The sequence below is a fragment of the Corynebacterium sp. MSK035 genome (genome assembly GCF_030232615.1).
In the GTDB taxonomy this organism is placed as follows: Bacteria; Actinomycetota; Actinomycetes; order Mycobacteriales; family Mycobacteriaceae; genus Corynebacterium; species Corynebacterium jeikeium_D.
Map to the genome: position 1 here is coordinate 1 of NZ_JASPJP010000015.1, position 24,429 is coordinate 24,429.

Genomic DNA, 24,429 nt, shown 5'->3' on the forward strand with positions numbered 1-24,429 from the left:
GCTTATATCCGCCCGATTTACCCAGCCTAATCAGCAGTAATGCTGAAAGTCAGACACACTTTTTGCTACTTAACCCTTTATGTTCCGCCGATTATGTTCGGCGGTGGCGGATCAATCCGAGTTACTGACTGCGTTTATGACAAAAATCGCCCGAAAAACGGCTCGAAAGTGTCATAAACTCATACAGTTTCACATTTGCAGCCCGTGGTTTTCTGGGATCTCCGTTGTGCAACCCAGAATCTAGACCGCCCCGTCGCATCAGTAGGCCGCCCTCCACGGCAGACCAGCCGGCCCAGTCCCCGGCCGCCCGTCGCAGTAAACCGACGGCCGGCCGACGCTTAGAAGCGCGGGTGGCTGCCGCGCAAAACAGCCCCGTCCTCGCCAGCCTCGCTCTTGCGGACAGTACCCAGCTCCCAAGCGTTGATGTGGCGGGCAGTCAGCAGAGCCAGGGCACGATCGCGGTCCTCTGCGGAAACAATCGCAACCATGCCAACACCCATGTTGAAGGTCTTCTCCATCTCCTCGCGGGAGACGTTGCCGAGCTCAGCAATGGTCTTGAAAATCGGACCCGGGGTCCAAGTTGCGCGGCTCATGTCGGCGGTCAGGCCTTCCGGCATGATGCGAACCATGTTGCCAGCCAATCCACCACCGGTGACGTGGCAGAAAGTGCGGACCTCGGCCTCGTTCATGAGAGCCAGGCAATCCTTCGCATAAATCTTGGTTGGCTCCAGCAGCTCCTCACCGAGGGTGCGCCCGAAATCCTCGACATAACCGTCGAGCTCCAGACCGGCCTTCTCCAGGAGAACGTAGCGAGCCAGCGAGTAGCCATTGGAGTGAAGTCCAGAGGACTCCATGGCGATAATGACATCGCCCTCACGCACGCGGTCCGGGCCGAGAAGCTTGTCCTCTTCCACGACACCGACGCCGGTAGCTGAGACATCGTACTCACCCGGTTCCATCACACCCGGGTGCTCTGCAGTCTCGCCACCCAGGAGCGCGCAACCCGCCTGGACACAACCCTCGGCGATGCCGGAAACGATCTCGGCGACGTGCTCCGGCACGACCTTGCCAATTGCAATGTAGTCCTGCAGGAACAGCGGCTCGGCACCGCACACGACCAGATCATCGACGACCATGGCGACCAGGTCCAGGCCAATGGTGTCGTGCTTGCCGACGGCCTGCGCCACGGCCAACTTGGTTCCCACACCATCGGAGGATGCGGCCAGCAGCGGCTTTTCGTAGTTGCCCAGTGCAAACAGGCCGGCAAAACCACCGAGCCCGCCACGGACCTCTGGGCGAGTGGCCTTCTTGGCAATCGGGGCGAATAGTTCAACGGCGCGGTCGCCGGCTTCGATGTCGACACCGGCTGCAGCGTAGGAAGCACCAGAAACGTTCTCGGTCATTAGAGGCTCTCGCTTTAAACTTTCTCCCCCGGGCGGCGTTACTGCCGTATCCGGGAGTATTGGCGGACCGGGAACAAAGCAACGGCTGCAATCTACAGCACCGCTTGCGCTTCGTTCTCGGTTCAGTTCTCGTAGTTCATTCTAAGGAGGTTTCGAGGCTAATTGCTCGTTGCGGCTTTGGCAGCCTGGGCTGCCTGCATCCTCTCAACCGCTGCCGCATTCGGATTGCCCTCCGGCAGACCCAGCGGGTACTTGCCATCGAAGCAGGCACAGCACACTTCGCTCTTTGCCTGTTCGGAAGCGGCGACCATGCCATCGATGGAGACAAATCCCAGGCTGTCGGCACCAATCGCGGTTGCGATACCGGAGACAATGTCATTCTCATCGACACCGTTGGCCAGCAGCTCGCCCGGAGAGGCGAAGTCAATGCCGTAGAAGCACGGCCATTTCACCGGCGGTGCGGCGATGCGCACGTGCACTTCCTTTGCACCGGCCTCACGCAGCATGCGAATCAGGGCACGCTGGGTGTTGCCGCGGACAATGGAATCATCGACCACGACCAAGCGCTTACCGGCGATAACTTCCTTCAGCGGGTTCAGCTTCAGTCGGATGCCCAGCTGACGAATCGTCTGCGAAGGCTGAATGAAGGTACGCCCCACGTAGCCGTTTTTGGTCAGCCCCTGTCCAAACGGGATGCCCGATTCCTGGGCGTAGCCAACAGCGGCCGGGGTACCGGATTCCGGCACCGGCATCACCAGGTCACCGTCAGCCGGGAACTCACGTGCCAACTGGCGGCCCAGCTCAAGACGCACCGCGTTGACGGAGCGACCACGGATGTTGGAGTCCGGGCGCGCCAGGTAGACGTACTCAAAAATGCATCCAGCGTGGGCGGTCTCGGCAAAACGCTGCGAACGCACACCGGAAGCATCAATGGTCACCATCTCGCCTGGCTCGATCTCGCGGACGAACGATGCACCGACGATATCCAGCGCGCAAGTCTCGGATGCGACTACCCAGCCACCGGACAGGCGCCCCAGGCACAGCGGGCGCACACCGTATGGGTCACGCGCGGCGTACAGCGTCTCGCCATCGGTGAAAGTAAGACAGAAAGCACCCTTCAAACGCGGCAGCAGTGCCATCGCGGCCGCTTCTACATTGGTGCTGCAGCCGTAATCTTCGGGGTGGTCAATCTTGCCGGTTTCGTCGGCAAGCAAAGTGGTCATGATTGCGGAGTCACTGGGCAGCTCGCCCTCTTCACGCAGCAGGCCCTTGTCGACCGCCTCATGGAACAGCGTGAGGTGGTTGGTCAGGTTGCCGTTGTGCCCCAGCGCGATGTCCGTGCCGTCAGAGGCCATCTGGAACATCGGCTGTGCATTCTCCCACGCAGGAGCGCCAGCGGTGGTGTAGCGCGTGTGCCCCACCGCTACGTGCCCCTTCAGGGCGTCGAGCGTCTGCTCATCAAAAACCTGGGAAACAAGCCCGAGATCCTTGAATACGAGAATTTGGTCGCCGTCGCCGACTGCGATACCGGCGGCTTCCTGGCCGCGATGCTGCAGGGCAAACAGGCCATAGTAGGTGAGTTTGGACACGTCTTCGCCAGGTGCCCAAACGCCAAAAACGCCACATTCTTCGCGCGGGGATGTCTCCCCCAGATCGTCGTAAGGCGAAATTGGCAAAAGTTTGGACTTTGGTGCACCTGAAATGTTGGTATCGGCCACGACATTCACACTAATAGCCCCACCCGCCTAGGCACCAATTCAGCATCCCCCCCCCACGGGCTTTAAGAAATGCGCGCCACCGGCAGATGATTCCCAATTTCCGCCGCGCGCGTGCCCGACATATCGATGTGCGCCTGCACCTGCTCTAACGTGATCATTCCGCACGCGAGTCCCAGCCAAATCTCCGGCGACATCTCCACGACATTGGGCGGCGTACCGCGTGTGTGCCTGGGCCCCTCAATACACTGGACCGCGACGAAGGGCGGCACACGCACCTCGACGCTATGCCCCGGCGCCTCTTGGGCGAGCATCCGCACGGACAGACGCACCGCTTTGGCAAGGCTCGCACGCCTTAACGACGACCCCTGCGCCCCATCCGCCCCGATGAAGGGGACAGCCTCTTGGTCAGACAGCAACTCGCGGCCGAGAAGCCGTTGCGCCGCCCAGGGTGCGGCGGTGGAAAGAGCGCTGCGAACGTCGAAAGGCGAGATTTTGGATACCATAACCTCATCCTAGAGTTATGCTTTCATATATGGATACGCAGTCAACTGAAAAAGCTGAACAGGTGCATGCTCCAGCGTCACCATCTCTTGTACTCCGTTTTATGGCGTCGCCGACCGATGTCATTATGGCCGGAACCAATTCCGTCCACGGCGGCCGTGTGTTGCAGTGGATTGACAAGGCCGCTTACGCCTGCGCGACCGGCTGGTCGGGACGCTACTGCGTGACTGCGTACTTCGGTCACATTCACTTCACTCGCCCGATTCCCAGCGGCCACATTGTTGAGGTGCGCTCCAAGATTGCGCATACCGGCCGCAGTTCCATGCACATCGTCAATGAGGTGCTCTCGGCTGATCCGCGCGAGGGCAAGTTCACCCGCGCAGCTGACTGCCTGGTGATCTTCGTAGCCATGGATGAAAACGGTAAGTCGACTCCGGTGCCGAAGTGGGTGCCGCAAACAGAGGAAGAAGAGCGCGTTGAGAAAGCCGCTCTTTCCCGTTTTGAGCTCCGCCGCGACATCGAAGCCAGCATGCGCGCGCAGACCTACTCCGCGGACTCTTCCGCACCCGAACTGACCACACGTTTCCTGGCAAAGCCGACCGATGTCAACTGGGGCGGAAACGTCCACGGCGGCACCGCCATGGAGTGGATCGACGAGGCTGCGACGGCAGTTACCACCAACTGGGCAGGGCGCCAGACCATTTCTGTCTACGCAGGTGGTATTCGCTTCTACAGCCCAATCCACATTGGCGACCTGGTTGAGGTGCGCGCACGCATCCTGCGTACAGGCACGACCTCGATGCACCTGTCGGTGCAGGTCTACTGCTGTGAGCCCCGCAAGGGTGTCGGCGGCCTGCGCAAGGCACTGCATTCGACCATGACGTATGTCGCAATTGATGACGATTTCAACCCGCAGCCGGTACCGCACTTCCAGCCGACGACGGATGAGGACAAGCGCCTGCACGCTCACGATCTGTCACTGAAGGCATTGCGTGACAAGTACAGCCCGCTGCCGCTGATTGAGCGCGAACAGGATTAAGCCGCCTGGCTACCCGGCTTCCTGTTTTTCCACCAGATGGATAGGAACATCCAGCCAATCAGCGCGAAGGTGATGTAGGTGACGTACCGGTCAATCGTCTGCAGGGAGCCCTGGATGCTTGGGCCAAACTTCAGGCCCAAGTACAGGTAGAAGCACTTGAGCATTGCGGCACAGAAGAAGAGGTACACGCCTACTACCCAGCCGCGCACCTTCGCAATACCACCGATGGCCACGACAATCGTGGCCGGAATCGGCGAGAATGGCACAAACGATGCCAGCACACTCAGCCCGATGCGTTCATAGATGAAGTTCTCCATCTTCTTAAACCATCGCGGTGGGTGTCCGCCGAAACTCATCGTTATGAATTCCGTGCCCCACTTCTTGCCCATCCAGTAGAAGAACGGCATGAACTTGATTGTCGAAAGCGCCGCAATCACTACAACAGCGAAGAGGAAGAGCGGCCGGTCCTCGTTTTCCGACGCGAGAATCAGCACCGACAGATTCGATCCTGTCAGCCATGTGTGCAAGAACGTGTACTTGAGCAGCAAAACCGCACGGAACGGGATGATTGCAAAGCCGTACACGGCAACCAGCATCAGCGATGCATAGAGAAGCTTGTCTATTTTGTCCGGCTCACGCAGGAAGCTCGGCAGATCCTCACGAGGGTCGTGCTCGGCCTCGTTACGCATGTCGGGTGAAGTCATGAACCACAGTTTAACTGCACGCCCTCTTCTGCAGCAGGAGCCGCAGACTAGGCCATTACGTACGGCTCAGACGCACTCGCCAAGGACGAGCGCAGCGCCGCCTACTATCCTGAGAAGATATGACCACCGATTCACCCGCGCCTGTGCCCGCACAGCAGCCTCACGCAGCACGGTCTGAGTCTTCCTCACCATCGCTTGACGACGGCCAGGAGAACGCATCCTCACCGAGCATGCTGCAACGTGTTCGCGCCGCTATCCCGCCTGTTTCCATCCTGGTACTGACGGCGGTATTCCTCTTCGCCGGGTGGTTCACGCTCTTCGGTCCTATCAATGTTCTGGCGTGGCGTGGTGGCACGTTCCCCCGCACCGAGGCAGACCGCCCTTACTATCAGCAGGCTCTGAAGGATGTTGCGCGCTATCAGTACGAGGAGCAGCCCTCCCCTGAGGTTTACTTCGGCCTGGCGTGTGGCGCTACTGATGACGACATCCGCAGCGTTATCCCCAAGGTCGGCGAGCACCCGAATTCAGACGCAGACCCAACTGCTGATGCAGATGCCGTCGCCGCCGCTGCTGCCACCAGGCCGGGTTCTGCACCCACAGCTGCGAACCAGACCGCGAAGCTGAATCCAAACCTTGACGCATTCGGCAACACGGTCGACTGCTCCGGTTCCTGGACTGCGCCATTCTTGTCATTCCTGCTCGCGTCCGCGGGTGTTCCGGTCTTTGATACGCCCGAGGATTCGGCTGCCGCAGCCGAGAACCCATGGCTGGTTACGGATGTCGAACAGCTCATGGATGCCTACAAGGCACATGATGCTTTCGTCACCGACAAGGACTTCTCTCCTCAGGTGGGTGACATCATTTTCTACCGCTACCCCGCAGGCCTTGGGGTGCACGCCAACATGGTTGTCGCGGTTCAGGGTGACTGGGTCACCATCGGTGGCGATGAGCTTGGCAAGGTCGGTCTAGCTAGCATGACCCTGCGCAACCGAGGTGGCATCGTGGGCTACGGTGCCACGGGCTACTTCGAGCAGGCACCGCTGGACGCCACCAAATAGCCAAGTTTAAATAGGCAAGTTTTCCTCGATGAGGTCGCGCAGAGCATCGTCGTCAGGCGAGACCTTGGAGCGGAAACGGCCGATGACCTCACCCTCGGGCGAGACAACGAACTTTTCGAAGTTCCACTTCACATCCCCAGCCTCGCCGTCGGCGTCCGGGGTTTCCTTCAACAGCTTGTACAGTGGGTGCGCGCCATGGCCGTTGACCTTCGTCTTTTGGAAGAGCGGGAAGGTAACGCCGAATTCGCGCTGGCAGAACTGCTTGATTTCCTCGGCGTTGCCGGGCTCTTGCCCACCGAACTGATTGCAGGGGAAGCCGAGGACGAAGAAGCCACGGGGTGCGAATTCGTCGAAAAGTCCTTGCAGATCGTCGTACTGATCCGTGAAACCGCACTCCGAGGCGGTGTTGACGATAAGCAGAACGTGGCCTGCCCAGTCATTCATCGTTGCTTCGTTGCCGTCGATGGTGGTCACTGGGATGTCGAAGAGATTGCTCATAAACCCCACACTAGGGCAGTCCCCCGATAGCCGTCAGAGGTAGCGACTAGCCGACCTGCTCCATGCCTTCAAAGAGCTCGCGGCCCAGCGGCACCGAAGAGTGGTTGACCGGCTGCGCACCCCCATCGACCGCCTGGTCAATGATGCCGACAACATCCTGGCGCAGCTTGTGCTCCCGCAGTTTCGAAGCGTTAACGGAGATGCGCACCGCGCGGCCCTTCTCCAGCGAGCGCTGCACCGAGGAGCGCACCGCACGGCGCCACCAACCGGCGCCGCCGAAGCCCTCGCCGATAGCCAGCACGCGAGTCGGATCAACAGCACCAGTGGTCAGGTCGCGGACACCATTTCGGTCCGCTGCCACTCGGAAGCCCAGCTCCGGCAGCACGTTCATGGTCTCGGGCGACATGGTCCACTTCGGTGGTGCAAAGACGTCCGTCTCAAAACCCATCGCACGCATCTGGCGCGTTGCGGCGGTCAGGCGCAAACGCGCTTCATGTTCGCTTAACGACGCAAATTCCGCGCCTCGGCCTCGAACTGACTGATCGAACCCCGCGAGAACAATCTCGATGCCGTCATCGCTACGACGGCGGAGCCAATCCAGCACCGCCGGAGCTTCCCGCAACGACCAGTTTTTACCCGCATGCGGCGCTACCAGCAGAGACGGTGTAATACCGCGCTGTTCCATCGCTGCCACGAAACGAGCGACGTCGAGCAATGTGCCATCGCGCAAACCCGACACCGACACCAAAAGCGGCGAACCGACCACACCACCGTCAACAGTTACGAGCTCTTTGCCCGCTGGACGAATGACCTGGTCGGTCGTCCGAATCTGTTCTTGCACCCCACTGCCTGCCATGGATTCAACAAAAACAGGCGTATGTAAATTTTTGGTAACGGAGAGGACAAGGCTTGGAGAATACTCAGAAGCCTTTCAAATAAGAGTTCAAAAAGCGCCATCGCAGCACATCAATGTGCGTCTGCAGCGCGGATTATCCCCAATGCACAACCTCATCGAGAGCCAGTCCCTTGCGCCAACCGAACTTCTCCAAGTCACGCTCCTCGGCCAGGTGCGTTACTGGACCAATGCACAGCCAGGCCACCGGGCGCACGGGTGCCTCGACACCGACAAAGTCAGCCAGGAAATCCTCATGGTAGAAACTGACCCAGCCGACGCCGAGCCCCTCTGCCGTAGCAGCCAGCCACAGATTCTGAATAGCCAGCGCGACTGACATGAGGCCGGTGTCATCGACGGTGTCGCGGCCGAGAATGTTCTTGCCGCCACGGGTCGGGTCATAGGTGACGACGATGCCCGTTCCCGAGTCCACGATTCCTTCAATCTGAATCGGATTGAAGGTCTCACGCCGCTCGCCTTCGAGCTTGGCCGCGAATTCAGCGCGACGTCCGGCTACGTGGTCGGCAAACTGCTGCAGGCGGTCCGGATTCTGAATGATATGAAAGTCCCACGGTTGGGACAGCCCCACCGACGGGGCTGCATGGGCCGCCGCCAACACGCGCATCAATCGCTCCCTGTCCACCACTTCTCCGGCGAATTCGCGGCGCACATCCCGCCGCCGAAAAAGGGTGTGGTAGACGGCCAACTGATCGTCGGAAAGCGAATCGGTGTCAAAACCCTGCGCGGACAGCAGCGTGCGCATATCCATGCCGTTACTCCACCGCACCAGCAGTGTGGACAATCCAGGCGTACTCGAAGGCAGTCTGACGCCAGCGTTCGTAACGACCGGAAACACCACCATGACCTGCGGACATCTCGGTCTTGAGCAGGAACTGCCCCGGCTGACCTCCGACAACCTCGCGCAGCTTGGCGATCCACTTTGCCGGCTCCACGTAGAGCACGCGGGTGTCGTTCAAACTAGTAATCGCGAGAATCTTCGGGTACTTCGCATCGGCCGAGATGTTCTCGTACGGCGCGTAGGAGGCCATGTAGTCGTAGACCTCCGGGTCGTGGTAGGGATCGCCCCACTCATCCCACTCCACCACGGTCAGCGGCAGCTCTGGCATCAGCATGGATGTCAGGCAGTCGACAAACGGGACCACGGCCTGAATGCCCGCGAACCTATCGCCAGCAATGTTCGCGACCACGCCCATCAGCATGCCGCCCGCCGAACCGCCGAGTGCTACCAGCTGCTCGCGTGTGGTCCACCCAGAATCCAGCAGGTAGTCAGCGACGGCGACGAAGTCAGTGAATGTGTTCTTCTTCGTGGTTGCGCGACCGTTCTCCCACCAGCCGCGGCCCATTTCGCCACCACCGCGGACGTGTGCAATGACAAAAATCATCCCACGATCCAGCAGCGACAGTCGCGCGATGGAAAAGCCAGGATCCATCGAGGCTTCATAGGAACCGTAGCCGTAGAGCAGCGTCGGATTCGGCTTGCTCAGGTCCAGGTCCGCGCGGTGGATAATCGATACCGGAATCTGGGCACCGTCGGCTGCACTCACCCATTCACGCTTGGCGACGTAATCACCGCGATTAAACTTCCCGCGAATCTTCTGCTCCTTGAGCAGCACCCGCTTGCCCGAGGCAATATCAATCTGCCAAAGCTGCGACGGCGTGGTGAAGGAGCCGTAAGCGTAGCGCAACACCGGGGTGTCCCATTCAGCATTGCCGGTAGTGCCTGCAGAGTAGAGCTCTTCGTCGAAGTCGAGCTCGACGAAGTTCACAGCGGACGCTGGCACTGGAGCAGCAGCATGGCTTGTATCAGAGGCATCACCAGCGGAGCCAGCACCATCCTCATCCTGACCCAATACCGCCAGCGCCACACGGCCAATACCGCCACGACGGTAACCAAACGCGATGTGCCCAGCGAAGCAGTCGACGCCCTCAACGCGGACGTCATCGCGGTGGGCAACCAGCTCAGTGAGATCCGAAATGCTGTCGAAAGACCCCGCCGGCACCATGGCCAGTGCGAAGTTCGAACCAGTCATATTGTGTGTAATCAGCCACATATCCCGGCCGCTAATGACGGCGTGATCGATGTCGTATTCAACACCGGCCTCACGCGGGCGCACGCAGGTGAACTCACCGGTCGGGTCACTGGCGTCCAGGTACCAAACCTCGGAAGTAATCTTCGAGGAGCTCTCAATAATCAGGTACTTTTCGCTGCGTACCGTGCCGACTCCAACCCAGTAGGCCTCATCGGGCTCATGGAAGACACAGACATCATCCTCGGTGGAGGTGCCCACGCGGTGACGCCACACGGAATCCGGCCGCCAGGCTTCGTCGACCTTCTGGTAGAAGATCCACTCGGAGCCGACCCAGGTAGCACCTGCGGCGATGCCCGCAATTTCGTCATCAAGCAGTTCACCCGTGCGCAGATCCTTTACGCGCAGCGTGTAGCGTTCGTCGCCTGTGACGTCGGTGGAATAGGCCAGCAGATTGCCGTCCGCGGAGACGCTCGCTGCGCCGAGGGCGAAGAAATCATGGCCTTCGGCCAGCTCGTTGGCATCCAGGATGACCTGTTCTCCTGGTGCTGGGGCATCGTCGGCGATGGTCGGCGGCGTCCACGCGGCAAGACCGTCACCGGCCTCCGCACGCACGCGACAGCTCATCCCGTAGGACTTGCCCTCCTGCGTGCGCGAGTAGTACCACCAGCCGTTAAGGCGAGTTGGGACCGACATGTCGGTCTCCTGCACGCGCGACTTGATCTCCTTAAAAATCGCGTCCGCGGTGCCGTCAAGATCGGAGGTAAAAGCCTCCGTATAGGCATTTTCAGCCTCTAGGTAGTCGATAACCTCGGAGTTTTCCTTATCGCGGAGCCACTCGAAGTTATCGGTGAAGTCCCTTCCGTGGAAGGACCGAGTCACCGGCTTCCGTTGTGCACGGGGTGCGGGCAAATCCTTTTTTGCAGGCTTGCCGACGGATGCCGAGTCCAAGGTCACTTCGCTCACGCAGGTTCTCCAATCCAGTCCGAGAAGCGGCGGCCCGACAGTCGTTCGTAGGCCTCGACGTACCGCTCGCGAGTTGCTTCCACAACACTACCCGGCAGCGCCGGCGGCGGAGTGCCCTCGTCCTTCTTCCAGCCGGACTTGGAGCAGGTCAGCCAGTTTCGGACGTACTGCTTGTCGAAGCTCGGGTTAACCGAACCCTCCTGGTAGGAGTCGGCTGGCCAGTAGCGGGAGGAGTCCGGGGTGAGAACCTCGTCGGCCAGCACCAGGTTGCCGTCGGAGTCGAGGCCGAACTCAAACTTGGTGTCGGCCAGGATGATGCCGCGCTTAGCAGCCAGTTCAGCAGCCTGGGAGTAGATGCGCAGGGTGGCATCGCGAAGCTCTTCGGCGCGCTTCTGCCCCAGGGACTCCACAACGGCGTCGAAGGAGACATTCTCGTCGTGCTCGCCCAGCTCAGCCTTGGTGGCCGGGGTAAAAATCGGTTCTGGCAACTTGGAGCCCTCGACGAGGCCCTCTGGCAGCTCAATGCCACAGACAGTGCCGTTTTCCTTGTACTCGACCAGGCCAGAGCCTGTCAGGTAGCCACGTGCGACGCACTCGAATGGCAGCATGTCCAGCTTCTTGCACACCAGCGCACGACCTAGGCACTCCTCCGGAATGCGCTCATCGTCAGCCGGGCCAGCCATGTGGTTCGGGAAGTCAATCTCATCGAAGAAGAACACGCTCATCGCGGTGAGCACTCGACCCTTGTCAGGAATCGGGGTCTCCAGAATGTGGTCGAAGGCAGAAATACGGTCACTGACCACAAGCAGCAGAGTCTCAGGGTCAATCTCGTAGATTTCCCGGACCTTGCCCGCGGAAAGATGGTTATACGAGGAAAGTTCAGGTCGCATGGCGATAAAGTCTAAACCCCTATACGCCTTTGCACTCTATTGATACCTCCGGCCGCCACCCCAACTAGTGGGGATTGACGCAATTACCGTCGTCAAGCGGGAAAACTTTTGAGATTCCGGAGTGCTGCCCATCGAATTTTTCACAGGTGGACGACGGTGTTTGCCCCTCACCTCCCCCGCTCGGTAGATGACTGGACAAAAATATTTCTAAAAACGTGACAGAAAACACCGATACCAGTATTGTCTAAATTTAGTAATTCACGTCACACTTCAAGGATTTTGAAGGGAACAATCACATGGCAGCTCAGGCCAACAATAACTCTCTGCGCCGCGCAGTCGTCGTCGGTGGTAACCGCATTCCGTTCGCTCGTTCTAACAAGGAATACGCTAACGAGTCGAACCAGGACATGCTGACCGCCGCAATCGACGGTCTCGTCGCTCGCTTCGGTATCGGCGGCGAGCGCCTCGGCGCAGTCTCCGCCGGCGCTGTACTGAAGCACTCCCGTGACTTTAACCTCACCCGTGAGTGTGTCCTCGGCTCCGCACTGGCGCCGGACACCCCGGCTTTCGACATTCAGATGGCATGTGCCACCGGCATGGAAGCCCTCAACTCTGTCTCCAACATGATCAAGCTGGGCCAGATTGACTCCGCCATCGCCGGCGGCGTGGACACCACCTCCGACGCTCCGATTGCTGTCAACGACCGTCTGCGCAAGATCCTGCTGGAGGCCAGCCGCCAGAAGTCCACTCTGGACATGGCAAAGGTCTTCCTGAAGGCTCGTCCGTCCGACCTGGCTCCAGACACTCCGTCGACCGGCGAGCCACGCACTGGCCTGTCCATGGGTGAGCACCAGGCAATCACCACCGCCAAGTGGGGCGTTACCCGCGCCGAGCAGGACGAGCTCGCCGCCGCTTCCCACCAGAACATGGCAAACGCTTACGACGAGGGCTTCTTCACTGACCTCGTCACCCCGTACAAGGGCGTTTCCCGCGACACCAACATGCGCCCGGACTCCACCCCGGAGAAGCTGGCCAAGCTCAAGCCAGTCTTCGGCCGCGGCCTGGAAGCAGAGCCGACCATGACCGCCGGTAACTCCACTCCGCTTACCGACGGCGCCTCCGCCGTCCTCGTCTCCACCCCGGAGTGGGCCGCTGAGCGCGGTCTGCCGGTGCTTGCCGACGTCGTCGATTCCGAGGCGGCCGCAGTTGACTTCGTCCACGGCGACGAGGGCCTGCTGATGGCTCCGGCTTACGCCACCCCGCGCCTGCTGGCCCGCAACGGCTGGACCTTCGACGACTTCGACTTCTTCGAGATCCACGAGGCCTTCGCCGGCACTGTCCTGTCCACCATGAAGGCATGGGAGGACGAGGAGTTCTGCCGCACCAAGCTCGGACTGGAAGGCCCGCTGGGCTCCATCCCGCGCGAGAAGCTCAACGTCAAGGGCTCTTCTCTGGCAGCCGGCCACCCATTCGCCGCTACCGGCGGCCGCATTGTGGCAGCCCTCGCCAAGATGCTGCGCCAGAAGGCAGACGAGACCGGCAAGACCACTCGCGGCCTGATCTCCGTTTGTGCTGCGGGCGGCCAGGGTGTTGTCGCAGTTCTCGAGGCTCGCGTCTAAAAGCGCACCACCGATAAAGACACTTTTACTTTCAAGGAGAATTTTCCATGACCGATAAGTACCAGGAACTCGTCAACGGTGGTCCGCTCACTGGACTGGCTAAGGCCGCTGGCCTGCCGCAGCCACCGTTCCTGCGCCGCCACAAGCCGGGCGGTCCGCTGCTGAACAACGACAAGGTGCTCGTCACCGGCGAGGGTGCAGATGCAGACGCAGTTGCAGCTCAGCTGGCTGAGTGGGGTCTGCAGGTCCGTCGTGGCAACGCCGCTGACGACAAGATTGGTGCCATTGTCCTCGTCGCCACTGAGGCCAAGCGTCCGGCAGAGCTGCAGGGCCCAGTGCTCGCTGCTGCAAAGCACATGCGCAAGCTGGACAAGGGTGGTCGCATCGTCACCGTCTCCCGCGCCAAGGATGCTCACCACAACGCAACCCCGGCCGAGATCGCTGAGAACGCTGTCGCCGGTGGTATCGAGGGCCTGATTCGCTCCCTCGGCCACGAGGTTCGTGGCGGCTCCACCGCCAACGGCATCCTCGTTGCTCCGGGGGTCTCGGTCACCGCGCCATCCGTGATTTCCTCCCTGCACTTCTTCCTCTCCGGCCGCTCGGCCTTCATCGACGGCCAGTTCCTCCGCGTCACCTCCGACGCGGGCGAGATCCCGTCCGACTGGGATAAGCCGCTGGCTGGCAAGGTTGCCGCTGTCACCGGTTCCGCCCGTGGTATCGGTGCCGCTATCGCTCGCCAGCTCAAGGCTGACGGCGCAGAGGTCATCGTCATCGACGTTCCACAGGCGGGCGAGGCTCTGTCCAAGGTTGCCAACGAGCTCGGTGGCCTGGCTCTGCAGCAGGACATCACTGCCGACGACGCCGGCAACGCCATTGCCGATGCCGCTGTGGCCCGCTACGGTCGCCTGGACATCGTCATCCACAACGCAGGCATCACCCGCGACAAGATGTTCGCCAACATGGACGACGCCAAGTGGGGCTCGGTCATCGCCGTCAACATCGAGTCTCAGCTGAAGATGAACGAGCAGCTGCTGAACCACAAGGCCTTCGAGAAGGCTCCGCGTATTGCCACCATGGCTTCCACCTCCGGTATCGCAGGTAACCGCGGCCAGACCAACTACGCCACCTCCAAGGCCGGCGTTATCGCAATGGTCGAGGCTTACGCTGAGGAGTTTGCTAAGCGCGGCGGCAACATCAACGCTGTTGCTCCGGGCTTCATCGAGACCGACATGACCGCTGCTATTCCGTTCGTCAACCGCCAGGTTGCTCGACGCGTGAACTCGCTGCAGCAGGGTGGCCAGCCGGGCGATGTCGCCCAGGCAATCGCCTTCCTGGTCTCCGACCGCGCTCTCGGCGTCAATGGTCACGTCCTGCGCGTCTGCGGTCAGAACATCGTCGGCGCCTAAGCGAAGTCGCGGCTTCCGCATAGGCTCCCGATAAGGAGGAAAGAGGAAAACTTATGGCTAAGACCCTGGATGCCATTCCCAATCTGGTTCCGCTCTACGCCAAGGCAGCTGCTGGTTCGGCGAAGAAACGCCCGAACTCCACCGAAATCAAGGTCGATGAACTAGTGGTCAAGGGCGTCACTGTCGATGCCGACCGTGACCAGGACTTCCGCGACGTCGTTGGCGCCCCGAAGTCTGAACAGGCTTTCTTCGGCCACATCCACGCCCTAATCATGCCCATCCAGATGGAGCTAATGGCTGCGGATGATTTCCCGCTGCCGATGATGGGCCTGGTCCACACCGAGAACACCTACCGCGAAATCTCGCCTGTCACACTCGGTGGCAAAGTTGATATCGCGGTGAAGGTTGCCGCATTCCGCGCTCACCGCTCGGGCACTGAGGTTGTTCTGGAGTCAACTGTTACATCGTCCACATCCGGCGCCACCTTGGTCGAGGAGCAGTCGGTGTATCTGGCCAAGGGCGTTCGCCTGAAGGATGCCGAGGGCTTCGAAGAGGTCCAGGCACAGCGTGAGGCCATCAAGTCCGGCGCCGAGACCATCAAACGCGAGCAGTTCAAGGTTCCCTTCCCCACCGCTCAGTGGAAGCTGGCTGGCAACACCGGCCGCAAGTGGGCCAAGGTTTCCGGTGACTGGAACCCGATTCACATCACCTCTGTCTCCGCGAAGGCTCTGGGCATGCCAGCAGCGATTGCACACGGCATGTACACCGCCTCCCGCGCGCTGGCTGAGGCACAGGTTCTGCCGGGTCAGTCGTACGAGTTCCAGATTTCCTTCGGTGCGCCGGTCGTTCTGCCGACCACCATCAATGTCGCACTCACCCACACCGGTGACGGTGCAGGTGCTGCTCACAACCTGACTGAGGGCAGCTCCAACATCGGCCGCGCAGTCAACATTGTCGCGTGGGATCGCAAGAAGAAGCGTCCGCACTTCACCGGAAGTGTTCGTCCGCTGAAGTAGTTGATGCGAAAGCGCTGTAGAAAACGCCGCGCTTTGGAAAACCAGTCTCCTCATCGACTGGGCCTTTCCAAAGCGCGGCGGTTTTGTTTCCCTGTTGTGCTTTTGCCCGGGGCACGACTGGAGCCCCCTCCGAGAGACACCACCTCCTCCCTCTCCCCCCGGCCGGCAACCCCGCCACTTTCCCGCCTTGAAGATCAGCTGCTGGGTTTTTCCGCCGTTAATGAAGAGTCGCGGCTTTACTTCGCAATTGCGTGACTAAGCACTTTTCAACCGCATGTAGGCAACGCCTTGTTGACACCCCATTCACTCCTCTATTTTATGTTCAATCCATTGAACATAGGAGGTAATCGAGTGTCTTCATCATCGAAGACGCCGCTGACTTTCACGGAACTCCCACCGGAGGAGTCACCCCGAATCGTGTACTTCTCCAGTGCTTCTGAAAACACTCACCGGTTCGTCCAAAAGCTGGCTCAACCAGCAGCACGCATCCCGTTACATCCGCGAAAAGACGGAATGATTCGCGTTTGCAGCCCATTTGTCCTGATCACACCGACTTATGGTGGCGGATGTCGGCGCCGCGCGGTACCTAAGCAAGTCATCGCTTTTCTCAACGACGAAACCAACAGGAGTTTCATCCGCGGTGTCATCACCTCGGGCAACACAAATTTCGGCACCGACTTTTGCATAGCCGGAGCCATCATTTCTGCAAAATGCCAGGTTCCGGAGCTATACCACTATGAGCTACTGGGGACAGACCACGATGTGGAGAACGTCAAAGAGGGCCTGGAAAAATTCTGGAGGAGCGCTACTTCTTGAACATCTACAGCTATTCAACTACGCCACCGTCTTTTCGAAAGGACCCAGCTGCCCGCCTTCGGCCAATCAACTGGAACCGAGTGCAAGATGACAAAGATCTCGAAGTGTGGAATCGCCTAACAGCAAATTTTTGGCTGCCCGAAAAAGTTCCGCTGTCCAATGACCTTGCAGACTGGCGACGTCTCACCGATCTAGAACGCGAGCTGACCATGAAGGTCTTCACCGGACTGACCATGCTCGACACAGTCCAGGCGTCTGTCGGGGAGATTTCCCAAATTCAAGATGCCCGCACCGAACATGAAGAGGCCGTCTACACGAATATCGCTTTCATGCAAGCAGTGCATGCAAAGTCTTATTCTTCAGTATTTTCTACGCTATCCAATACCCCTGACATCGACGCTGCCTACCAATGGGCAGTCGCCAATGACATCCTGCAGGCTCGGTCAAAAGCTGTGCTCAAACACTATTACGGCGACGTTCCACTCAAGCGAAAGGCGGCAGCAACGCTTCTTTCGTCCTTCTCGCTCTACGCCGGCTTCTACCTCCCGCTGCACTTCGCATCACGTGGCATCCTGACCAATACCGCCGACATGGTGCGCCTGATTCTGCGTGACAAAGCTGTTCACGGCTATTACTCCGGCTACAAATTCCAGCGAGGCGTAGAAACCTACGACACCGCCACGCAAACGCAGATGAAGGCTTTCGTCTTCGAACTTCTCGATGATCTATACCAGCTCGAACTGAGGTACTCCGAAGCCCTATACCAACCACTCGGGCTCTACGACGACGTTGCCAACTTCATTCGATACAACGCCAACAAAGCGCTCATGAACTTGGGATACCCGCAGCGGTTTAACCATGAAGAGACCGCCTTCAAGCCCGAAATTCTCGCCGCCCTCACCCCGGGGTCAGATGAAAACCACGACTTTTTCTCCGGTTCCGGCTCCGCATATGTCATCGGAAAAGCCGAAGACACCGCAGATGAAGACTGGGATTTCTAAATCCACGTCTTTCCCCATACATCCTAAGAAAGGAACATTCGCATGACTGCACAGATTTCTATCCTGGTAGGAAGCTTGCGTCGAGCCTCCTATGCACGAAAGATTGCACTCAAGGCAGCCACGTACTTCCCCGATGACTTCAAAGTCGACATCGTCGAGATTCGTGACCTCCCTCTCTACAACTTCGACTACGACGACCCCGCAGTGTCCGATATTGCGACTCCCGCGGAATACACCAGTTTCCGGGAAACCATTAAAGCCAGCGATGGCATCCTATTTGTCACCCCAGAAAACAACCGCACAATTCCTGCAGCTCTGAAGAATGCCGTTGACATCGGATCTAAGCCCAACGGTGATGTGGCATGGAAGAACCTGCCCGCGGGAATTATCAGCCACTCCGTCGGCCGTATGGGCGGTTATAGCTCTCAGAAGAACTTGCGACTCGCGCTGTCGTACTTCGACATGCCGATGCTCGGTCAGCCAGAGGTCTTCCTGGGACAATCGCCAACACTCATTGACGAACAAGGAGAATTCACGTCGTCAAGCACTGAGGACTTTGTTCGCGACTACATCAACAGATTTGCAGACCTAGTTCGCGAGCAGAGCCCACGCCACTAACTGAAATCCCCTAATCAGCGCAGCGTTACTGGGGATATCGCCGTATGAAGATTCTTCACTGACTAGGATCAAACGCTGCGTTCTCTGCGCGGTTAGGCGCTCGTCGTTAGGCTCATTTTCATGACTGTTTCTATCTCGGCCGTGATCGCGCTTAACGACGACCCCCGCGCCGCTGCGCGGTTTTACGCCGAAGGTTTTCACTCCAACATCAAGCCCAACTCCACCACGCTCACCATCGGCGGGATGGACTTTGAACTCATTGAGAACGGGAACCGCCGATTAACCCCCGCTGTGTCTTTTATGGTGCGATTTGCCCCTGGTCAGGAAAACCAGCTGCGCAGACTGTGGGAGCATCTGATGGCGGGTGATGAAACCATCAGCGGTGGTGCTACGCTCATGCCCCTGACCAGCTACGATTTCTCGCCGCTCTTTGGCTGGTTGGTCGACGGCAATGGGGTCAACTGGCAACTGATGATTGATTCCTTAACCAGCGGGGCTGCAAGCACGGACGCTGCCGCAAAGACAGCGAATCCCGCCGTTATTCCCTACTTCATGTGGACAGGCGACGAACCACAGGCTGCCGCCGCCACCGAGGTATACAACCGGCTTTTCGGGTCAGGGAATTTCATGACGCTCGACTCGCCGGGCATGCACAATTTCACCTTCGGCGACGGTGTGGCGATGCGCCTCTCCAGCGATTCGGCCGAAGAGGTCGAAAGCGCCTGCCAAGCGCTTGGCCTAACAGGCGCTGAGGTTGCCGAGGGCACGGAAGCCGTCGTCAAGCCTGACCGATTCGGCGTGTACTGGACGCTCTAGCGTTACTTACGGGTCAACGCGATTGCCGCGCCGACGACGGCTAACAGAACTGCACCAATAGAGAACCACATCATGTTGGAAGAGCCGTCATCCTCGTTTTCTTCGGTGCCCTTCGGATTCTGCTGGCTACTAGTCGGGGCCTCGCTACTTGGCGACTTGTGCGCGACCTGTTCAAAAGCTGGGCCCGGAATCTTCTCGCCGACCAACTCCGTGGTCAGCTGGTAAGTCACCGGGACGTTTTGAACACCCGCGACATCGTGGGATTGACCGGCACCCCAGCTGTTGTTGAAGAAGACAACGATGTACTGGTCGCCATCCAACCAGGCTCTTTCAGCCTCGTAATCGCCCGACTTTTCACTATCTTCGCCGATCCGATTGCGATAGTTAATCCGGGCCGAGTTACCAAATGTAGTCTCTTCACCGATCTGGTGTTCATTGGCCGGACGGTTTTCCTCGCTGCCGGCGAGCTGGCGTGCCGAGTTCAGCGTCTTGATATCCAGGCCGGAGATCTGTGCAAGCTTGTCCGCTTCTGGGGCGTCAATGAGTTTGACGGCGCCGCGGAGCTGCTGCCCATACTCGGACTTGATCTTGTACACGTGCGTCTCACCAGGAACAATGTCGGCCGTGACGCTGCTGATGTTGTCGGCAGTAAGTTCCGTGGCGTCATCGAACCACGAACCTGGGGTGACCTTCTTAGCCTGATCTGCTTCCGGTGTCGCGGGCGGAGGGTTCAAGCTCTCCTTGTCGGACGGGAACGCCTCCGGCACATCAATCAGGTTTTCGTTGGCGAAACGCTTGATGGTTACTTCTGCAGGAATGTCCTGGCCCTCGAAGGAGCCGCCTTTCCGAGCCACGGAGAACACCACATTGCCCGGCTTACAGTCCCCCTCAGCTCCCCCGGACTGCTTGGTTGTTATCGATGCGAAAAAGGGGCCATTGGAGTCGATGATGCCATTGCCGAAATCATTGGCCAGGAAGCAACTGCTGTCATCCAAATGCATAGTGAGCGCGAAGTTACGAACATCTAGGTCCATCAACGTCGCGCCTGACGACGCTCCCGGCACGGTAGCCGCACTAATTGCAAGCCGCTCTCCCTCAGCAACCGGGACGGAGAAGTACTCAGCACCGTCGCCTTCCTGATTACCGATGCTGCGCTCGGACTCAGGAGTCTTTTCCCGCAGCTTGGTCGAGAACGTTTCCACGTCGGCAGGCACCTTGGTAGCGCTCGTAGGAGCGTCGCCGCCCTGTATCTCTTGCGCGCTGGACTGCGCGGTGCGTGCGGTGCGGGTCGCCAGCGTCTTCATGGACTCAGCCAGCGAATCGGAGTCCTGGGCGTCCAGGTACTCACCGCCAGTGGCCTCAGCAATGCACTCCAGTTCAGCACGTGCACCTGCATCAACAAGGAAACCAACTGTGTTGATGACCAGGTCAATGCCCTGCTGCTTGAGTTCCTTGGCTACCTCGCACACCGGTGGCGGAGCACAGGTGTCCTCACCATCGGAGACCAACACAATCGAACGTTGCCCTTCTTTCGGCAACTCATCGGCAGCCTGACGCAGCGCAGGCCCCATCGGGGTGTGGCCGGAGGCTTGGACCTTTCCTACTTCAGCAGGAATCTTCGCCGAGTTACCCGCCTGCACGGGCAGCAGCGTGGTGATGTCCTGACAGCCAGCTTCCCGCTCCTCCGGCGAATTGCCAACTTCCGTGCCGTAGACCATGAACCCAATTTCGGAGTCCTCTGACACCGATCCCGCGAACTTACTCGTGGCAGTCTTCGCTGCCTCCATTCGGGTCTGGCCGCCCGCGTCGTCGGCAAGCATTGACCCTGAAGCATCCAGGATCACCATGGTTGGCGAGATAGTACTCGCGGCCTCTTGCGCCTGTGCACGCCCTGTTGTGATTCCCGCAAAAGAGCCTACGAGCACCAGCAGCATGGAGATGGTGAGCACGACCGCTGAGAGTTGTCTTCTTCTGATCATGTGGTCGGTTCCTTTTCTTCAAGCGTAAATCTTCAAGCGTAAAAAGAACGTTACATGACAAAAGTATGTCTGATTCTCAAGATAATGACTGGGCAGACCCCAAAAATTACGGGCGCCAAATATGATTACGGGCTGCAAATGTGAAACTGTATGAGTTTATGACACTTTCAGGCAATTTTTCAGGCCATTTTTGTCATAAACGCAGTCAGTAACTTGCATCGCCCTGCCGCCGCTGACATAAACGCAGTCAGTAACTCGCATTGGGATAAGTAGCAAAAGATGCCCACCGGTCGACCCGCCGAACGGGCATACTTTTTGTCTATTAACCAGCTCCCCCTAGCGGGACTCCAACCACGCCACAATGTCGGAGTAGACCTCTTCCTTATTCAACTCGTTGAGAATCTCATGGCGACCATCCGGATAGACCTTAAAGCGCACGTCCTTCTTGCCCGCGTTCAGGTATTTGCCCACGACCTCAGTCACACAGGCAGCGCCACCCGCCGGATCAACGGCACCGGAAACCACGAAAAGCGGCAGCTCATCAGGCGCTTTCTCATAGGCTTCAGGCGAGTTCGCGTAGTGCGTGCCGACGAGAAGGTCGCGGAAAAAGGCATTGGTGGGAACGAAACCACACTTGTCGTCCGCAATATAAGCATCGACAATCTTGTGGTCGCGGGTGAGCCAATCAAACTTAGTGCGGCGCTCAAAGTCCTTGTTGTAATCAGCAAAGGTGAGAGTGTTGAGCAGCTTGCCCGGCGCGGTAGGACGAATCTTAGCCAGCAGGTTTGCCACCTTCATTCCCGCGTCGCCCTTAGCCCCTGGCCACGACACAGTGCCCATGATAATGACACCGGTGAGCCCCTCGCCGTACTTGGCGATGTAGTTACGAGTCAGAAGCGACCCCATGGAGTGGCCGAGAATATAGTGCTTGCTACCTGGGAATTCTGCATCAACGTACTGGCGCACCGCGTGGAGGTCTTCGAGAATCAGGTTCCAGCCACCGTAGTCAGCGAAGAAGCCCGGGATGCCAGCATCCGTCTTGGTCATACCGTGGCCGCGATGGTCGTGCGCGACGACGGCATAACCCTGGGATACGAGGTACTCGGCGAACTTGGCGTAGCGGTTGGCGTACTCGACCATGCCGTGGACAATCTGCACCACTCCCTTAGGAGTAATGGGCGCGCCCTTGTCATTTTCTGGAACCCAGCGCAGCACATTCAATGTGGCACCTGGGCGAGAAAGCGAAGTCCTAACAGCCGATGTCACGTCGGGCACCTTTCGAGTAGAGGTTTCGATGCTTATCGCTCATCGTACCGAGGAACTTGGCTGCTCACTGGTGCTTTCGTCAACAAACAAAGAAAAACTCTGCCACCAACGTGACAGAGTTTTTCAAGGGACCTTACGTCTTTACGTTTTTTCGTTTACGTGTTTCGCGCGTGACGCTCGCGAAGCTACAGAATCTCGCCCGGCTTGTAGGCCGCGGCCTCTGGGTACTTGTCCACGACAGCCTGCACACGTGCAACTACGCGGTCAACCTGGGATTCCGCGGCACCGATGAACGCATGGCGGTTCGCCAGAGCGTCGGCAAGCCCTGCGGCATCCAGCGGGAAACGCTCATCTGCAGCGAGACGTTCAGTGAGATTCTGCTCAGCACCCTTTTCGCGCATATCCAGTGCGGTGGCGACGGCGTGCTCCTTGATGATCTCGTGGGCTTCCTCGCGGCCCATACCAGCGCGAACGGCTGCCATGAGGATCTTGGTGGAAGCCAGGAACGGCAGGTAGCGCTCCAGCTCACGGTCGATCATGGCCGGGAATGCACCGAACTCGGACAGGACGGTGAGGAAGGTTTCGAACATGCCGTCCATGGCGAAGAAAGCATCCGGCAGTGCAACGCGGCGAACCACGGAGCAGGAAACGTCGCCTTCGTTCCACTGAGTACCGGCGTATTCGGAGAGCATGGTCATGTAACCACGCAGGATGACCTGGAAACCGTGGACGCGCTCACAGGAGCGGGCGTTCATCTTGTGCGGCATGGCGGAAGAGCCGACCTGGCCTTCCTTGAAGCCCTCGGTGACGGTCTCATTACCGGCCATCAGGCGGATGGTGGTGGCCAGCGACGCCGGGCCTGCGCCCAGCTCGACCAGTGCGGACAGAGCGTCGAAGTCGAGGGTGCGCGGGTAGACCTGACCAACGGAGTCAAAGACGCGGTCGAAGCCGAGGCCTTCAGCGATTTCGTTTTCGAGGGAGGCCAGTGCGGACTCATCACCGTCAAGCAGATCCAGCATGTCCTGGGCGGTACCCATCGGGCCCTTGATGCCACGCAGTGGGTAGCGGGAAATCAGGTCTTCTACGCGCTCGATGCCCAGCAGCATCTCGTCCGCAGCAGAGGCGAAGCGCTTACCCAGGGTTGTTGCCTGTGCGGCGACGTTGTGGGAGCGACCTGCCATCACCAGCGACTGGTACTCGGAGGCCTTTTCCGCAGTGCGGGCGGCAACGGCAACGGCCTTGTCGCGCACGACCTTCAGCGACTGCAGAACCTGCAGCTGCTCAACGTTTTCGGTCAGGTCACGCGAGGTCATACCCTTGTGAATGTGCTCGGTGCCAGCCAGGTCGCAGAACTCTTCAATGCGAGCCTTCACATCGTGGCGAGTAATACGCTCACGGGCGGCAATGGAGTCGAGGTCAACCTGGTCGATGACCTTCTCATACGCCTCGATAGTGCCCTCCGGCACCTCAATTCCGCGAGCGACCTGAGCCTTCAGAACGGCAATCCAGAGCTTGCGCTCGAGGATGATCTTGTACTCAGGGCTCCACAACTCAGCCAGAGTCGCAGAGGCGTATCGGTTAGCAAGGACGTTTGCGATCTTCTTTTTCTCAGCCACGCCCTCAAGTATTCCATGACCACTGCATCCGCGGTTATCTAGGCCATGGATGACCACGCATTTCTTCCACGCCCTCGTTGAATTTGCGCATCAATCGCACGAACTCCGCGAGCTCCGAGTCTTCCCAGCCATGCGTAATGTCATCGACGGTATTCTTACGCGCCTCAATCTCCCGGTGCAGCAGCTCTAGCCCCTTGTCGGTCGCGCTATGCACCTTCGCGCTTGACGACGGCGCGGACCTCTTCGCGATATACCCCTGCCGCATGGCGGCGGCCAGCTGGCGATGCACTGTAGAAATGTCCAGCCCTAGTGCATCGGAGAGCTCGGCGACTGTCATATCCGGCTGTGCTTCCAGCCTAGCCAGCAGTGCTGCGGCGGAGCGATCCAACAGGATGTCCTTACGATGTGGTCGGTAGCCGCTGGAGCTCACCCGGGATAGCAGCATGTTCTCGTAAACGAGCGCGGCCAGGTCGTCGTTTCGCACGGTGGCAGTCAATCCTCTTGTCGCCTTTATGTCGGCCCTTTAATGGGCCTGCGGGATGTATCTGTTTGCTGAACA

At 59.2% G+C, this 24,429-nt stretch carries 22 protein-coding genes; 9 read left to right on the forward strand and 13 right to left on the reverse strand.

Annotated features, from left to right (window positions below; genetic code table 11):
- Positions 1-338 precede the first annotated feature (338 nt).
- The 3 genes from purM to QP978_RS08985 all read right to left on the reverse strand — a co-directional run bounded on the left by purM (position 339) and on the right by QP978_RS08985 (position 3,624).
- Positions 339-1,403 (reverse strand): phosphoribosylformylglycinamidine cyclo-ligase, encoded by a 1,065-nt coding sequence (gene purM / locus QP978_RS08975; protein ID WP_016421389.1) that lies wholly within the window; start codon positions 1,401-1,403, stop codon positions 339-341.
- Between the two features lie 158 nt (positions 1,404-1,561).
- On the reverse strand, positions 1,562-3,130 hold the full coding sequence (gene purF / locus QP978_RS08980; RefSeq protein ID WP_049190235.1) for an amidophosphoribosyltransferase: 1,569 nt from the start codon (positions 3,128-3,130) through the stop codon (positions 1,562-1,564).
- Positions 3,131-3,183: 53 nt separating this feature from the next.
- The gene (locus QP978_RS08985) at positions 3,184-3,624 is read right to left on the reverse strand and encodes a sterol carrier family protein (protein WP_049190234.1); all 441 of its coding nucleotides are present in this window, start codon (positions 3,622-3,624) and stop codon (positions 3,184-3,186) included.
- 29 nt (positions 3,625-3,653) lie between these two features.
- Between QP978_RS08985 and QP978_RS08990 the strand changes: the two genes are divergently transcribed.
- Positions 3,654-4,661, forward strand: coding sequence for an acyl-CoA thioesterase (locus tag QP978_RS08990; protein WP_016421392.1), 1,008 nt, complete (start codon positions 3,654-3,656; stop codon positions 4,659-4,661).
- Here QP978_RS08990 and QP978_RS08995 read toward each other — a convergent pair.
- Complete coding sequence (locus tag QP978_RS08995) at positions 4,658-5,365, reverse strand: hypothetical protein (RefSeq protein WP_049193818.1); 708 nt, start codon at positions 5,363-5,365, stop codon at positions 4,658-4,660. The genes QP978_RS08990 and QP978_RS08995 overlap by 4 nt on opposite strands.
- A 119-nt stretch (positions 5,366-5,484) precedes the next feature.
- On the opposite strand from QP978_RS08995, the gene QP978_RS09000 reads away from it, so the two are divergent.
- Positions 5,485-6,423: a hypothetical protein gene (locus tag QP978_RS09000; protein WP_224783816.1), complete on the forward strand. Its 939-nt coding sequence runs from the start codon at positions 5,485-5,487 to the stop codon at positions 6,421-6,423.
- A 6-nt stretch (positions 6,424-6,429) separates the two neighbouring features.
- On the opposite strand, the gene QP978_RS09005 is transcribed toward QP978_RS09000, so the two are convergent.
- From QP978_RS09005 to QP978_RS09025, 5 genes are all read right to left on the reverse strand, one after another.
- A complete protein-coding gene (locus tag QP978_RS09005) occupies positions 6,430-6,921 on the reverse strand; it encodes a glutathione peroxidase (RefSeq protein WP_049173070.1) in 492 nt (163 codons plus the stop codon).
- Positions 6,922-6,967: 46 nt separating this feature from the next.
- Entirely contained in the window at positions 6,968-7,777 is an 810-nt protein-coding gene (locus tag QP978_RS09010; RefSeq protein ID WP_222865562.1) for a polysaccharide deacetylase family protein, read from the reverse strand.
- 133 nt (positions 7,778-7,910) lie between these two features.
- Entirely contained in the window at positions 7,911-8,582 is a 672-nt protein-coding gene (bluB, locus tag QP978_RS09015; RefSeq protein WP_049173072.1) for a 5,6-dimethylbenzimidazole synthase, read from the reverse strand.
- A 4-nt stretch (positions 8,583-8,586) separates the two neighbouring features.
- On the reverse strand, positions 8,587-10,818 hold the full coding sequence (locus tag QP978_RS09020; protein WP_502870681.1) for a S9 family peptidase: 2,232 nt from the start codon (positions 10,816-10,818) through the stop codon (positions 8,587-8,589).
- Positions 10,819-10,823: 5 nt separating this feature from the next.
- Entirely contained in the window at positions 10,824-11,717 is an 894-nt protein-coding gene (locus QP978_RS09025; RefSeq protein ID WP_049173073.1) for a phosphoribosylaminoimidazolesuccinocarboxamide synthase, read from the reverse strand.
- A 296-nt stretch (positions 11,718-12,013) separates the two neighbouring features.
- On the opposite strand from QP978_RS09025, the gene QP978_RS09030 reads away from it, so the two are divergent.
- The 7 genes from QP978_RS09030 (at position 12,014) to QP978_RS09060 (ending at position 19,009) form a co-directional block, all read left to right on the forward strand.
- Entirely contained in the window at positions 12,014-13,336 is a 1,323-nt protein-coding gene (locus tag QP978_RS09030; RefSeq protein ID WP_016421400.1) for an acetyl-CoA C-acetyltransferase, read from the forward strand.
- A 47-nt stretch (positions 13,337-13,383) separates the two neighbouring features.
- Entirely contained in the window at positions 13,384-14,742 is a 1,359-nt protein-coding gene (locus QP978_RS09035) for a 3-oxoacyl-ACP reductase (RefSeq protein WP_049173074.1), read from the forward strand.
- A 53-nt stretch (positions 14,743-14,795) separates the two neighbouring features.
- Positions 14,796-15,758, forward strand: coding sequence for a MaoC/PaaZ C-terminal domain-containing protein (locus QP978_RS09040; RefSeq protein ID WP_016421402.1), 963 nt, complete (start codon positions 14,796-14,798; stop codon positions 15,756-15,758).
- 351 nt (positions 15,759-16,109) lie between these two features.
- On the forward strand, positions 16,110-16,574 hold the full coding sequence (nrdI, locus tag QP978_RS09045; RefSeq protein ID WP_080971522.1) for a class Ib ribonucleoside-diphosphate reductase assembly flavoprotein NrdI: 465 nt from the start codon (positions 16,110-16,112) through the stop codon (positions 16,572-16,574).
- Positions 16,571-17,575, forward strand: coding sequence for a class 1b ribonucleoside-diphosphate reductase subunit beta (gene nrdF / locus QP978_RS09050; RefSeq protein WP_080971523.1), 1,005 nt, complete (start codon positions 16,571-16,573; stop codon positions 17,573-17,575). The genes nrdI and nrdF overlap by 4 nt, the downstream gene beginning before the upstream one ends.
- A gap of 42 nt (positions 17,576-17,617) precedes the next feature.
- Positions 17,618-18,193, forward strand: a complete 576-nt coding sequence (locus QP978_RS09055) for an NADPH-dependent FMN reductase (protein WP_016421405.1) — start codon at positions 17,618-17,620, stop codon at positions 18,191-18,193.
- 120 nt (positions 18,194-18,313) lie between these two features.
- On the forward strand, positions 18,314-19,009 hold the full coding sequence (locus QP978_RS09060; RefSeq protein WP_049173075.1) for a VOC family protein: 696 nt from the start codon (positions 18,314-18,316) through the stop codon (positions 19,007-19,009).
- Positions 19,010-19,011: 2 nt separating this feature from the next.
- On the opposite strand, the gene QP978_RS09065 is transcribed toward QP978_RS09060, so the two are convergent.
- The 4 genes from QP978_RS09065 to QP978_RS09080 form a co-directional block, all read right to left on the reverse strand.
- Positions 19,012-20,958 (reverse strand): vWA domain-containing protein, encoded by a 1,947-nt coding sequence (locus QP978_RS09065; RefSeq protein WP_224783812.1) that lies wholly within the window; start codon positions 20,956-20,958, stop codon positions 19,012-19,014.
- A gap of 366 nt (positions 20,959-21,324) precedes the next feature.
- Positions 21,325-22,254, reverse strand: coding sequence for an alpha/beta fold hydrolase (locus QP978_RS09070; protein ID WP_049193820.1), 930 nt, complete (start codon positions 22,252-22,254; stop codon positions 21,325-21,327).
- A 185-nt stretch (positions 22,255-22,439) separates the two neighbouring features.
- Positions 22,440-23,870, reverse strand: coding sequence for an adenylosuccinate lyase (purB, locus tag QP978_RS09075; protein ID WP_069359129.1), 1,431 nt, complete (start codon positions 23,868-23,870; stop codon positions 22,440-22,442).
- Between the two features lie 34 nt (positions 23,871-23,904).
- Entirely contained in the window at positions 23,905-24,354 is a 450-nt protein-coding gene (locus QP978_RS09080) for a MarR family winged helix-turn-helix transcriptional regulator (protein WP_049172172.1), read from the reverse strand.
- Positions 24,355-24,429 lie beyond the last annotated feature (75 nt).